Origin of the sequence: Bradyrhizobium genomosp. III, from assembly GCF_000261705.1 — a bacterium.
GTDB classification, from domain to species: Bacteria; Pseudomonadota; Alphaproteobacteria; order Rhizobiales; family Xanthobacteraceae; genus Bradyrhizobium; species Bradyrhizobium ottawaense.
The window spans coordinates 19,299-31,037 of the sequence record NZ_AJQF01000245.1 but is presented as its reverse complement, the minus strand read 5'-3'; the positions used below and the strand labels follow the sequence as shown (position 1 = coordinate 31,037).

Below are 11,739 nucleotides of genomic sequence, written 5' to 3'. Positions count from 1 at the left end.
GTTTATCCGATGCGGCTCGTGGTGCCGGGCTGGCAGGGCAATCTCTGGGTCAAGTGGCTGCGCCGCATCAAGGTCGGCGACCAGCCCTGGCACACTCGCGAGGAGACGTCGAAATACACGGACCTCATGCCGAGCGGCAAGGCGCGCCGCTTCACCTGGTCGATGGACGCCAAGTCCGTGATCACCAGCCCGAGCCCGCAAGCGCCGATCAAGCACGGCAAAGGCTTTACCATAGTCTCGGGTCTGGCCTGGAGCGGCAACGGCAAGGTCAAGCGCGTGGACGTGTCGCTCGACGGCGGCCGAAATTGGTGGCCGGCGCGGCTCGACGGGCCCGTTCTCGACAAGGCGCTGACGCGTTTTTACTACGAATTCGACTGGAACGGCGAGCCGCTGCTGCTGCAATCGCGCGTGCAGGACGAGACGGGTTACGTGCAGCCGAGCAAGGCGGAGCTGCGCAAGATCCGCGGCGTCAACTCCATCTATCACAACAATGGCATCCAGACCTGGCATGTGCAGGCCAATGGTGAGGTCGAGAATGTCGAAGTCGCTTAAGTTCGTTGCAGCCGCGCTGCTCGCCTGTGCGCTGAGCGCGCCGGCGCTTGCGCAGCAGAAGGCGGACGCCAAGAGCGGTCCCCGCTATCACATCGGCCGCGCGCCGACCGCGGACGAGATCCGCGGCTGGGATATCGACGTGCGCCCGGACGGCCAGGGCCTGCCGGAAGGCAAGGGCACGGCCATGCAGGGCGAAAAGCTGTTCATGGACAATTGCTCGAGCTGCCACGGCGAGTTCGGCGAGGGGAACGGCCGCTGGCCGGTGCTGGCCGGCGGCAAGGGCTCGCTGACGTCGGACAATCCGGTCAAGACGGTGGGCTCGTACTGGCCCTACGCGTCCACCGTGTTCGACTACGTCCGTCACGCCATGCCTTACGGCAATACGGGATCCCTGTCCGTCGATGAATATTATGCGCTGGTCGCGTACGTCCTCTATCTGAACGACGTCGTCACCGATCAAAACTTCGAGCTGAACAAGAAGACCCTTGCGACGATCAAGATGCCGAACGAGCAGGGGTTCGTGATGGACGACCGCGCCACCACCGAGAAGTCGTTCTGGCAGAAAGACCCCTGCATGAATAACTGCGTCGCCCCGGTGAAGATTATCGGGCGCGCTGCCGCCATCGACGTGACGCCCGAGGACGGCAAGGAGAAGAAGTCGCGGGGCGTGGAGTGATACACGGCCGGGCGAACCGCCGCGCGCTGCTGCATGCGGCTCTCGCTGTTGGCTCGCTCATCGCAATCCGTCCGGCCGCGGCCCAGGCGGCCGAATTTCACAGGCTCGCGCTGCAGATCAGCGACGACGACCCGGTCAAGATGCGTGCCGTGCTCGATGTCGCGGCCAACGTCTCGCGGCATTATTCCGGACAGGGCGAGGACGTCGAAGTCGCTGTGGTCGCTTTCAACGGCGGCCTCGACATGCTGCTCGCGGACCGCTCGCCGGTGAAGGAGCGCCTGGGGAATTTCCTGAAATCGATGCCGAATGTGAGCTTCATCGCCTGCGGCAACACGCTGGAGACGCTGGCGGCGAAGGAGGACAAGCGGCCGCCGCTGATCGAGGGCGTCAGCGTCACGCAGGTCGGGGTTGCCGCGCTGATGGAATTGGCGGAGAAGAACTGGACAATTGTCCGGCCCTGAGGAGAAAGCCCGCTGATGCGATGGTTGATAGCACTGACAGTCTTGCTCGCGTTCGTAGGGTCCGCATATGCGGCCGAGGAGGAGCTCGAGTTGTCGGTCGACGGCCGCACCACGCTCGCGACACTGCGCACACCCGCCTCGATGGGACAGGACACGCCGCTCGTGGTGATGACCCACGGAACGCTCGCGCACAAGGACATGGAGGTCATTCAGGGCGTTGCCAAGGCGCTTGAGCAGCGCGGCATCGCTTCGCTCGCCCATACGCTGTCGCTGGGGCTCGATCGCCGCAAAGGCATGTACGACTGTACCGCGCGGCATGACTATGTCGTTGAGGATGCAGTTGCGGAGATCAGCGCCTGGGTCACGCGGGCGAGGGGCATGTCCCGGCTCGTCTTCGCGTTCGGCCATTCGCGCGGCGGCAACCAGGTCGCACGGTATCTCGCTGCAAGCGAAGCCGCGCCGGTGGCGGGTGGGGTGTTGCTGGCGCCAGTGACCGCGAAGGCCGAGGCTGATCTGCGCGCCTCCTACGCCAAGACCTATGGCAAGCCGCTCGAACCGTTTCTGGAGCTGGCGACCAAGGCGGTTGCGGCCGGCCGCGGCGGGGAGTGGATGGACGTGCCGGGCTTCGTCTATTGCCGCAATGCCGTGGTTACCGCGCGGACCTTTGCGTCATTCTACGGTCCCGATGCCGGCCAGGACACGGCCGCGCTCGTAGCGCGCGTGAAGCTGCCGGTGCTGGTGCTCGCCGCCACCAAGGATAGCGTTGTGCCCGATGTAGCAGGGGCCTTCAATTCGCTTGCCGGCTCGAGCGGGGGCAGAGTGCAGCTCGACAAGATCGAGGATGCCGATCATTTCTTCCGCGACCTGTTCGCCGAAGACGTCGCCGATCGAATCGCCGAGTTCATCAAGCAGGCACGATAGGAGGGGGACCATGCAGCGTCGATCCATGCTTCGCGCGAGCCTTGCCGGGCTATTTGGTGCGTTCGCGGTGCGCCAGGCGTCCGCGGCGACGGAAACGCCCGCGCGGCAGCGCGTCGTCTATCATCTCGCCGATGCCGATCGTGTCGTCTTCGTTCTGGGCAATCTGCAGAACCATGTCGACGGCGTCGGCGGGCCTGGCAAGGCCGACATCAGGCTGGTCGTGCACGGGCCGGCGCTGCGTGCTTTCCACGCGCTGGCGGCGCAGGACCACACCGTTGCGATGATGACGAAGCTCGTCGATGCCGGCGTCGGCTTCGATGCCTGCGCCAATACGATGAAGGCGCAGGGCGTCAAGCTGGACGATCTCACGCCCGGCTTCGTGGTGGCCTCGAAGGGCGGCGTGGTGCGGCTCGTCGAGCTGCAACAGCAGGGATATGCTTATCTACGGCCATGAGGCCGCTCCGCTCCGGCATCCTGCGACGTCGAGCCTTGATCTGGCTCATGGGACGCGACGACGCGATCGCTAGAATTGCATGCTCGCAGGAACAACCGAGGCGGACGTGCTGACGCCGATCATCGATCTCTTGGGTGAAGATTCGCTGTCATGGTTCGGCGGCCTCGTGGTCGGAGGTCTGTTCGGGTTCTTCGCGCAGCGCAGCCGCTTCTGCCTGCGTGCCGCGGCGGTCGAATTCTCCCGCGGCGAGGGCGGCCCGCGCCTTGCGGTCTGGCTGCTGACCTTTGCCGCGGCGCTGGTCGGCACGCAAGGTTTTGTCGCGCTCGGCTGGCTCGAAATATCCGAGGCGCGCCAGCTCGCGCAGCAGGGCAGTATCTCCGGCGCTCTCCTCGGCGGCGTGATGTTCGGTTGCGGGATGATCCTGGCGCGGGGTTGCGCCAGCCGGCTGCTGGTGCTCTCGGCGAACGGAAACCTCCGGGCCTTGTTGTCGGGGCTGGTGTTTGCCGTGACCGCGCAAGCCTCCTATCGCGGCCTGCTGTCGCCCGCCCGTGAATGGGTGACCAACCTGTGGCTGGTCGATGGCGGTCCGTCGCGCGACATCATGGCCATGTTCGGTGCCGGCACGCCCGAGAAGCTAGCATTCGGAGGTTTGTGGCTGATTGCCGGGCTGGCCTTCGCCTTTCGCAGCCGGTTGCCGCGCCGGCTGATCCTTGCCGCGCTCGCAACCGGAACGGCCGTCGTCGCCGGCTGGCTCTTCAACTACCAGCTGTCGCAGGCTTCCTTCGCGCCGGTGACGCTGAAGAGCCTCACCTTCAGCGGGCCTTCGGCCGAGTTGCTGATGCTGGTGCTCAACAGCGCGCAGCTCCGGCTCGGCTTCGACCTCGGCATCGTTCCCGGCGTATTCCTCGGCTCGTTTCTGGCCGCGGCGCGTGCACATGAACTGAAGCTCGAGGGGTTCTCGGACGGGCTCGGCATGCGGCGCTACCTGTTCGGCGCGGTGCTGATGGGGTTCGGTGCGATGCTCGCCGGCGGCTGCGCGGTCGGCGCTGGCGTCACCGGTGCCTCCGTATTCGCACTCACCGCCTGGCTCGTGCTCGGCGGCATGTGGCTGGGGGCGGGACTCACGGATGTGCTCGTCGACCGCGCCGGCATGCCGCAGCAGACGCCGGGCTTGCCGGCCGCGAGCGGCTGAGATCCAGCGATCACGCCTCGTTCGCCGCAGGCATGGATATCTCTGGCGCATTCCGTTTTCGTCGGCGGCAGCGCTTCGGAATTTGCCGTCGATCGATACGACGAGTTCAGAAGGTTGACGCTCAGGCCCCGAGGGGCTCGCCAGCTAAGCCTGAACGAAGCACGGTTGCCATGCAGCTCTTCCGCAGGCTTCAGCCACGTCCCGCGTGAGGTGCGTAGATCAGAATTTTAGTTGCGTACCTCAAAAATCGGGAGCAGGATCGCGGCAAAGAATAAGATCCGGTCGGGAGGAGATGTGATGAGACTGCTCAGGAAGCTGGGACTCGCCGCTGCCGCATGCCTGCTTTTGGCCGACGCCGCCGCAGCCGACACGATCGTAAAGTGGCTACACATCGAGGCAAATCCGGCCCAGGTGAAAATCTGGGAGGAGGTCGCGCGCGCCTATGAGGCCTCCCATCCTGGCGTCAAGGTCGAGATGCAGTTTCTCGAGAACGAAGCCTACAAGGCCAAGCTGCCGACCATCCTGCAATCCAAGGACCGGCCGAACATCATCTACAGCTGGGCCGGCGGCGTCCTGAAGACCCAGATCGAGGCAGGCGTTCTCGACGACATCACCGAACAGGTGAAGGGATACAGCGACAGTCTCACCCCGGCCGCGCTCGCCGCGTTCACCGCTAACGGCCGCGTTTATGGTCTGCCGACCGCGCTGTCGCAGGTCGGCTTCCTCTGCAACAAGGAGCTGATGGCCAAGGCGAAAGTCGATCCTGCCGGGATCAAGAGCTGGGACGATCTGCTTGCGGCGGTGAAGACCCTGAAGGCCGCCGGCGTGACCCCGATCGTGGTCGGCGGCGCCGACAAATGGCCCTTGCACTTCTACTGGACCCATCTTGCGGTGCGCATCGGCGGCAAGCCGGCATTCGACGCTGCATTGCGCGGCGAGGACAGCGGCTTCGCCGGCGAGACCTTCCAGAAGTCCGGCGAGCTGTTCAAGCAACTCGTCGATCTCCAGCCGTTCCAGAATGGCTTCCTTGGTTTCAAGAATCCGCAGGCCGTCGGCTATTTCGGCGACGGCAAGGCGGCGATGACGCTCGCGATCAGCACGGTCTATCATTTGCAGCGCGCTCTCGCCGCCGACAAGGTCGGATTGAGCGAAGACAAGATCTGCTGGTTCGACTTCCCGGTGGTATCAGGCGGCAAGGGCGCGCCCACCGACACGCTCGGCGGCATCACCGGCTGGCTGGTCACGAAAGGCTCGCCGAAGGAGGCGGTCGATTTCCTGAAGTACTTCGTCTCGAAGGACGTGCAGACGCGACTTGCGGCGGGTAACTTCATCATCCCGGTGGTGCAGGGCGCGGACGCTGGTCTCAACAATGCCTTCATGAAGCTGATCGCGGCCAATCTGGCGAAGTCGAACTACCACCAGAACTTCTATGATCAGAGCCTTGGTCCGTCGGTCGGCCGCGTCGTCAACGACGTCACCGCGGAGATCGCCGGTGGCAGCATGAGCCCGCAGAATGCGGCGAAGGCGATCGAGGCGGCGTGGAAGCAGGGCAACTGACGGTGGCGCGGCGTATCGCGAATTCGCCCGCGATAGGCGTTGCGGAGACACCGTTCTCTTCGCTCGCGGTCCGCGGCCCGGCCTGGGACGGCCGCTTCACGGTCCTGATCCTGTTCCTGCCGCCGGCGCTGTTATTGTTCACGCTGTTCGTGGTGCTGCCGATCGGCGAGGCCGCCTGGTATTCGGCCTTCAACTGGAACGGGTTCGGCAGGCCGACCAACTGGATCGGCTTCGACAATTACCGCTTCGTGCTGGAGACGCGCGCCTTCTGGCTCGCGCTGCGCAACAATGGGCTGATTATTGCGGTCTCGCTCGCGGTCCAGCTGCCGCTCGCGCTGACGCTGGCCTTGATGCTCGCCGAACGCTTTCGCGGGTCGGTGGCGCTGCGCATGCTGTTCTTCATGCCCTATATCCTGGCCGAGATCGCGACCGGGCTGATCTTCAGCTTCGTCTATGACGGTGACTACGGCCTCGTCGCCTCGATCTGGCGCAGTTTCGGCGCCGAGCCGCCGCACCTGCTGGCCTCGACCGACACGTCGATGCTGGCCGTGCTGATCGTGATCGTGTGGAAGTATTTTGGCTTCCACATGATGCTGTTCATCGCGGCGCTCCAGAGCCTCGACAAGAGCCTGATCGAGGCGGCGCGCATCGACGGTGCGACGCGGCTGCAAGCCCTGCGCCATGTCGTCATTCCCTTGCTCTATCCGACGATTCGCCTCTCGGTGTTTTTCGCCATTGTCGGCTCGCTGCAGCTGTTCGACCTCGTCATGCCGCTGACACGCGGGGGGCCTGCGGACTCCTCGAACACGATGGTGAGCTTCCTCTACAACAACGGCATCTCTCGCATGCGGGTCGGCTATGGCAGCGCCATCGGCGTCATCCTGTTCGCGATCTGCGTGACCTTTGCTTTTACCTACAAGCGTTGGTTCATGCGCGATGAGTAGTGCGAAGACCTCTCGTACGCCGGTCGATCCCGCCGTGCTGTTCAAGGCGGTGTTCCTCGCCATCGTGGCCATCTTCGTGCTGGTGCCGCTGCTCGCGACTTTGCTCGGCGGCTTCAAATCGCTCGGCGAATTGCGTGTCAACCCGTTCGGTTTGCCGCGTCACTGGGAGTGGCAGAATTATTCCGACATCCTGTTCTCCGCGCGCTACTGGCAGCTCCTGCGCAATTCGCTGATCATATCGTCGCTCGCGGTGGTGTTGACCCTGATCACGGCCTCGATGGCGGCGTTCACCTTTGCCCATGTCAGGTTCTACGGCAGCTCGATGCTGCTGAGCTATCTCACGCTCGGCCTGCTGTTTCCGGCGGCGACCGCGGTGCTTCCGTTGTTCATCAAGGTGCGCGATCTCGGGCTGCTCGATACCTATTTCGGCGTTGCGTTGCCGCAGGTGGCCTTCAGCCTCGCGATGAGCGTGCTGCTGCTCCGGCGTTTCTTCAAGGACATTCCCTATGAACTGCTCGAGGCTGCGCTGGTCGACGGCTGCAGCTACATCAAGTTCTTCCGCTATGTGACGTTGCCGCTGTCGCGGCCGATCCTGGCGACCGTCGGGACCATCACCTTCGTCAACAGCTGGAATGCCTATCTGCTGCCGCTGGTGATGCTCAACACGGATGCGCTCTATCCCTGGCCGCTCGGCATCATGGTCTATCAGGGCGAGTATTCGTCCGAATGGCACCTGATCCTGGCCTTCATCACGTTGACCATCCTGCCGACGATCATTCTCTTCCTTCTGGCGCAGAAGCACATCGTTGCCGGCCTCACTGCAGGTGCGGTCAAGGGATGAACGGACCTTACGGAGATCACAATGAGAAAAGTCGGAATTGGAATCATCGGCTGCGGTGTCATCAGCACCGCCTATCTCAAGGCGGCGCAACGCTTCCCGGTCATGGAGGTCAGGGCGCTCGCCGATATGCGCAGTGAAGTCGCGGAGCGGCAGGGTGCCGCTTTCGGGCTGCCGGCGATGCGGGTCGATCAATTGCTCAAACGCGATGACGTCGAGGTCGTCGTCAATCTCACGGTGCCGCTGGCCCACACCGACGTCAGTCTCGCGGTGCTGAATGCCGGAAAGCATGTCCATTCCGAGAAGCCGCTCGGCATCAACGCCGCCGAAGCCCGCAAGGTGATCGATCTCGCCGCACAGAAGAACCTGCGCGTCGGCTGCGCGCCCGACACGTTCCTCGGCGGCGGGCACCAGACCGCCCGCAAGCTGATCGACGACGGCGCGATCGGCACGCCGGTGGCGGGCAGCGCCTTCTTCGGCTGCCCCGGCCATGAGCGCTGGCACCCGGCGCCGGGCTTCTATTACTTGCGCGGCGGCGGGCCGATGCTCGACATGGGGCCGTACTACATCACCGATCTCGTGCAGTTGCTCGGCCCGGTCGCTAGCGTGATGGGCTCGACCGCGAGGCCGAAATCGGAGCGCCTGGTCACCAGCCAGCCGATGAACGGCACGCTGATCCCGGTCGAGGTTTCGACCCATGTCGCGGGTACGCTTGAATTCGAGAGCGGAGCAGTCATCTCGATCGCGATGAGCTTCGATGTACCGAAGCACCGGCATGCGCCGATCGAGATCTATGGCGACAAGGGCAGCATGCAGGTGCCGGACCCGAACCGTTTCGGCGGCGAGGTGCACCTCGCCAGGACCGGCGGCGAATGGGAAACGATGCCGTTGACGCACGGCCATGTCGAGGGTGAGTTCCGCTCCATTGGGGTCGCCGACATGGCATCCGCGATCCTGAACAACCGTCCGCACCGCGCCAGCGGTGCGCTTGCGTTTCACGTGCTGGAGGTGATGGAGGCGTTCCAGACCTCCGCCGATGAAGGGCGGCGCGTCAAGATCGAGAGCAGCGTCGAGCGGCCGGCGATGCTGCCGGCGGGACGTGAAACGGGTCAGATCGATTGAGGGAATGACCATGCGCAAGGCAATGATTGTATGGGGCGGCTGGCCGGGACACGATCCGGATCTCTGCGCCTCGATGATTCGCGGCTGGCTGAGAGCGGAAGGCTTCGAGGTGCGGATCGAGACGACGACGGCGGCATTCGCCGATCCCGCGATCCACGACATGTCGCTGATCATCCCGATCTACACGATGTCGAAGATCGAGAAGGCGGAAGCGCTCAATCTCTGCGCCGCAGTGCGGAGCGGCGTCGGGCTCGCCGGCCATCATGGCGGCATGTGCGATGCGTTCCGCGATTCCGTCGACTACCAATTCATGTGCGGCGGGCAGTGGGTGGCCCATCCCGGCAACATCATCGACTACAAGGTCGACTTGACGAAGCCGGATGACCCCATCATGAAGGGCCTGAACAGTTTCGAACATCGTTCCGAGCAATATTACATGCATGTCGACCCCGCCAACGAGGTGCTGGCGACGACGACCTTCACCGGCGAGCACGCGCCGTGGATCGAGGGCGTGGTGATGCCCGTGGTCTGGAAGAAGCGCTACGGCGCGGGCAGGGTGTTCTATTCCTCGCTCGGCCACCGTGCCTACGAGCTCGACGTGCCGGAGATCCGGACACTGATGACCCGCGGCATGCTTTGGGCGGCGCGCGAATGACGGGAGGGGCGACGCAGCCGGCGATTCGCGCCACGCTCGAGGACGTCGCACGTGCGGCCGGCGTTTCGCTTGCGACCGTCGATCGCGTCGTCAACCGGCGCGAGGGCGTGCGCGCCAAGACCGTCGCGCGTGTCGAGGCCGCGGTGGCAAAACTCGGCTATCGCGCCGACGTCGCGGCCGCGCGGCTCGCCCGCGGGCAGACGTTCCGCTTCGCCTTCGTGCTGCCGACCGGCAGCAACAGCTTCATGACCAATCTGAGCGAGCAGGTCCAGCGCACCGCGGACTGGCTCGCCGGCCAGCGCGGCTTCATCGACATTCTCCGTGTCGACGTGTTCGATCCGGATGTGCTCGCCGGCGCGCTGGAAACCCTGTCGCCGGCCTACCAGGGCGTCGCCGTCATCGCGCTCGATCATCCCAGGGTTCGGGCCGCGATCGACGAGCTCGTCGGACGCGGGGTCGCCGTGGTGACCCTCGTGTCGGACGCGCCAAGCTCGCGCCGCCTGCATTATGTCGGCATCGACAATCCGGCCGCAGGCCGCACCGCCGCAACGCTGATGGGGCGCTTCCTTGCTGGGCGCGAGGGGACGGTCGCGGTGATCGCGGGGTCGCTGTCGCTGCGCGATCACACTGAACGGCAGTTCGGTTTCCATCAGATCCTGTCCAGCGAGTATCCGAACCTGCCCGCGCTACCGGTCATCGAGGGCCGGGACGACAGCGATCGCACGCGGGAGCTTACGGCCGCGCTGCTCGCGCGCCATGCCGATCTTCGCGGCATATACTGCTGCGGCGCCGGAAACCGCGGCATCGCCGATGCGCTCGAGGCCTCGGGCCGCGCTCGCGAGGTGGTCTGGATCACCCATGAGCTGACCCAATATACACGGCGTTTCCTGGTTCGCGGCACGCTCGATGCCGTGATCAATCAGGATCCCGGGCACGAGGCGCGCTCTGCGGCACGCGTTCTGCTCGCGCACTGTTCGGGCGAGCCAATCAGCCCCGACCAAGAACGCATCCGCATCGACATTTTTCTGCGGGACAATCTGCCGTAACGCGAGCTCATACCGCCAGCGCCGCTGCGTTGAGCCATGCGCGAGCCGGTTCAGCGAGCGAGCTTTGGGCGAGCAGGGCGCGGGTGGCGGATCACGCGGAAGAGGCTGATTACCCAAAAGCTGAAGTCACATCGGCTCGATGCCGATCTTCTTGATGATCCCGGCCCATTTTGTGGTTTCCGCGGTCATGAAATCCTTCAGACCTTGGGGGGCCATCACCAGGGGCTCGGCGCCCTGCTCCACCAGGAGGGTGCGCACCTTCGGATCGTTCATGGCTTCGATCATGGCGGCATAGAGCTTGTCGATAACGGCGGTGCCGGTGCCCGCGGGCGCGAGCAGGGCAAGCCACGCCGCGCTCTCGTAATCCTTCAGGCCAGCCTCGGCCGCGGTCGGCACGTCCGGCAGCGCCGTCATGCGCTTGTCGCTGGCAACCGCGAGCGGACGCGCATCGCCGCTCCTGATCAGACCGATGACGTTCGGCAAGAGCTGGAAGCCGAGCGGGACCTGGCCCGCGATGAAGTCCGGCGTGTAAGCAGCGATGTTGCGGTAAGGAACGTGGGTGATCTCGGTGCCCGTGAGCTGCTCGAAATAGGCAGCCGCGAGGTGCTGCGACGAGCCGACTCCGACCGTCCCGTAGTTCAGCTCCCGGGGGCGGGCCTTGGTGTACTCGATCAGCTCGTGCAGGGATTTCGGCGGCAGCCTCGAATTGATTACGATGACATTCGGCAACGTGGCGAACAGTCCGATCGGGGCGAAATCCTTCAGCGGATCGTAGGGCAGCTCCTTGTACAGTGATCGGTTCGCGGCCAGTGGGCCGGAGGTGCTCATCAGCAACGTGTAGCCGTCCGGGGCGGCATGTGCAGCGGCGGCGGTACCGATATTGCCGCCGGCGCCAGGGCGGTTGTCGACTACGAAGGCCTGCCCCAGTGACGTCGACATGCGGTTGAGCAGGATGCGCGTGATGACGTCGCTGGCGCTGCCGCCGGCGAAGGGCACGAGCACCTGGATCGGACGCGCGGGGTAGTCTTGGGCTTGCGCGGGACGCAGCCCGGTGGCGGAGAGAGCCGCGCCCAGGCCGAGCGAGAGCAAAGACCTGCGGTCAGGGTGAAATCCTTCAACGTGCGGCGCTGTGTCGTCCGCGATCCTGCTGTGACCGAACCTTGCCATCTCGGACTGAATCTCCCGACCGCGTCTTGTTCTGCGAGCCTTGGGAGCGTCCGTGACAGGAGTTGTCCGGAGGAGCGCCAGGCCGCGATTTTCTGCGCCTGGACCGTAGTTAGCGGCTTGACGTGACCGTCATGCCGGCTCGTCTCGAAACTTA

General features: G+C 64.8%; 13 protein-coding genes. 12 read left to right on the top strand and 1 reads right to left on the bottom strand.

Translation table 11 applies throughout. From position 1 onward, the window contains the following. The 12 genes from IC66_RS0121485 to IC66_RS0121430 all read left to right on the top strand — a co-directional run. A partial coding sequence (locus IC66_RS0121485; protein ID WP_038948987.1) for a molybdopterin-dependent oxidoreductase occupies positions 1-552 on the top strand: 552 nt, incomplete at its 5' end. Beyond that, positions 536-1,228 (top strand): c-type cytochrome, encoded by a 693-nt coding sequence (locus IC66_RS0121480; RefSeq protein WP_038948986.1) that lies wholly within the window; start codon positions 536-538, stop codon positions 1,226-1,228. The genes IC66_RS0121485 and IC66_RS0121480, both read left to right, overlap by 17 nt. 26 nt (positions 1,229-1,254) lie before the next feature. Next, the gene (locus IC66_RS0121475; RefSeq protein WP_038948983.1) at positions 1,255-1,689 is read left to right on the top strand and encodes a DsrE family protein; all 435 of its coding nucleotides are present in this window, start codon (positions 1,255-1,257) and stop codon (positions 1,687-1,689) included. A gap of 15 nt (positions 1,690-1,704) precedes the next feature. Beyond that, the gene (locus tag IC66_RS0121470; protein WP_038948982.1) at positions 1,705-2,610 is read left to right on the top strand and encodes an alpha/beta hydrolase; all 906 of its coding nucleotides are present in this window, start codon (positions 1,705-1,707) and stop codon (positions 2,608-2,610) included. Between the two features lie 10 nt (positions 2,611-2,620). Continuing rightward, positions 2,621-3,064, top strand: coding sequence for a DsrE family protein (locus IC66_RS0121465; protein WP_038948980.1), 444 nt, complete (start codon positions 2,621-2,623; stop codon positions 3,062-3,064). Between the two features lie 106 nt (positions 3,065-3,170). Beyond that, positions 3,171-4,256, top strand: a complete 1,086-nt coding sequence (locus tag IC66_RS0121460) for a YeeE/YedE family protein (protein WP_049806593.1) — start codon at positions 3,171-3,173, stop codon at positions 4,254-4,256. A 297-nt stretch (positions 4,257-4,553) separates the two neighbouring features. Then, positions 4,554-5,813 (top strand): extracellular solute-binding protein, encoded by a 1,260-nt coding sequence (locus IC66_RS0121455; protein ID WP_038948977.1) that lies wholly within the window; start codon positions 4,554-4,556, stop codon positions 5,811-5,813. A 2-nt stretch (positions 5,814-5,815) separates the two neighbouring features. Continuing rightward, positions 5,816-6,757, top strand: a complete 942-nt coding sequence (locus IC66_RS0121450) for a carbohydrate ABC transporter permease (protein ID WP_028143572.1) — start codon at positions 5,816-5,818, stop codon at positions 6,755-6,757. After that, positions 6,750-7,598 carry a carbohydrate ABC transporter permease gene (locus IC66_RS0121445; protein ID WP_038948975.1) on the top strand — a complete coding sequence of 283 codons (849 nt, stop codon included), beginning with the start codon at positions 6,750-6,752 and terminating at the stop codon, positions 7,596-7,598. Before IC66_RS0121450 ends, IC66_RS0121445 begins: the two co-directional genes overlap by 8 nt. Positions 7,599-7,619: 21 nt before the next feature. Then, a complete protein-coding gene (locus IC66_RS0121440) occupies positions 7,620-8,717 on the top strand; it encodes a Gfo/Idh/MocA family protein (protein WP_038948974.1) in 1,098 nt (365 codons plus the stop codon). Between the two features lie 10 nt (positions 8,718-8,727). After that, positions 8,728-9,372, top strand: coding sequence for a ThuA domain-containing protein (locus IC66_RS0121435; RefSeq protein ID WP_028143575.1), 645 nt, complete (start codon positions 8,728-8,730; stop codon positions 9,370-9,372). Next, positions 9,369-10,418 carry a LacI family DNA-binding transcriptional regulator gene (locus IC66_RS0121430; protein WP_038948973.1) on the top strand — a complete coding sequence of 350 codons (1,050 nt, stop codon included), beginning with the start codon at positions 9,369-9,371 and terminating at the stop codon, positions 10,416-10,418. The genes IC66_RS0121435 and IC66_RS0121430 overlap by 4 nt, the downstream gene beginning before the upstream one ends. Before the next feature lie 126 nt (positions 10,419-10,544). Here IC66_RS0121430 and IC66_RS0121425 read toward each other — a convergent pair whose 3' ends face one another. After that, positions 10,545-11,585 (bottom strand): Bug family tripartite tricarboxylate transporter substrate binding protein, encoded by a 1,041-nt coding sequence (locus IC66_RS0121425; RefSeq protein WP_028143577.1) that lies wholly within the window; start codon positions 11,583-11,585, stop codon positions 10,545-10,547. Positions 11,586-11,739: the final 154 nt, after the last annotated feature.

Coding starts and splice junctions, on each gene's coding strand:
- IC66_RS0121465 (WP_038948980.1), top strand. CDS start 2,621: ATGCAGCGTCGATCCATGCTTCGCGCGAGCCTTGCCGGGCTATTTGGT.
- IC66_RS0121470 (WP_038948982.1), top strand. CDS start 1,705: ATGCGATGGTTGATAGCACTGACAGTCTTGCTCGCGTTCGTAGGGTCC.
- IC66_RS0121445 (WP_038948975.1), top strand. CDS start 6,750: ATGAGTAGTGCGAAGACCTCTCGTACGCCGGTCGATCCCGCCGTGCTG.
- IC66_RS0121430 (WP_038948973.1), top strand. CDS start 9,369: ATGACGGGAGGGGCGACGCAGCCGGCGATTCGCGCCACGCTCGAGGAC.
- IC66_RS0121480 (WP_038948986.1), top strand. CDS start 536: ATGTCGAAGTCGCTTAAGTTCGTTGCAGCCGCGCTGCTCGCCTGTGCG.
- IC66_RS0121425 (WP_028143577.1), bottom strand. CDS start 11,585: ATGGCAAGGTTCGGTCACAGCAGGATCGCGGACGACACAGCGCCGCAC.
- IC66_RS0121435 (WP_028143575.1), top strand. CDS start 8,728: ATGCGCAAGGCAATGATTGTATGGGGCGGCTGGCCGGGACACGATCCG.
- IC66_RS0121440 (WP_038948974.1), top strand. CDS start 7,620: ATGAGAAAAGTCGGAATTGGAATCATCGGCTGCGGTGTCATCAGCACC.
- IC66_RS0121455 (WP_038948977.1), top strand. CDS start 4,554: ATGAGACTGCTCAGGAAGCTGGGACTCGCCGCTGCCGCATGCCTGCTT.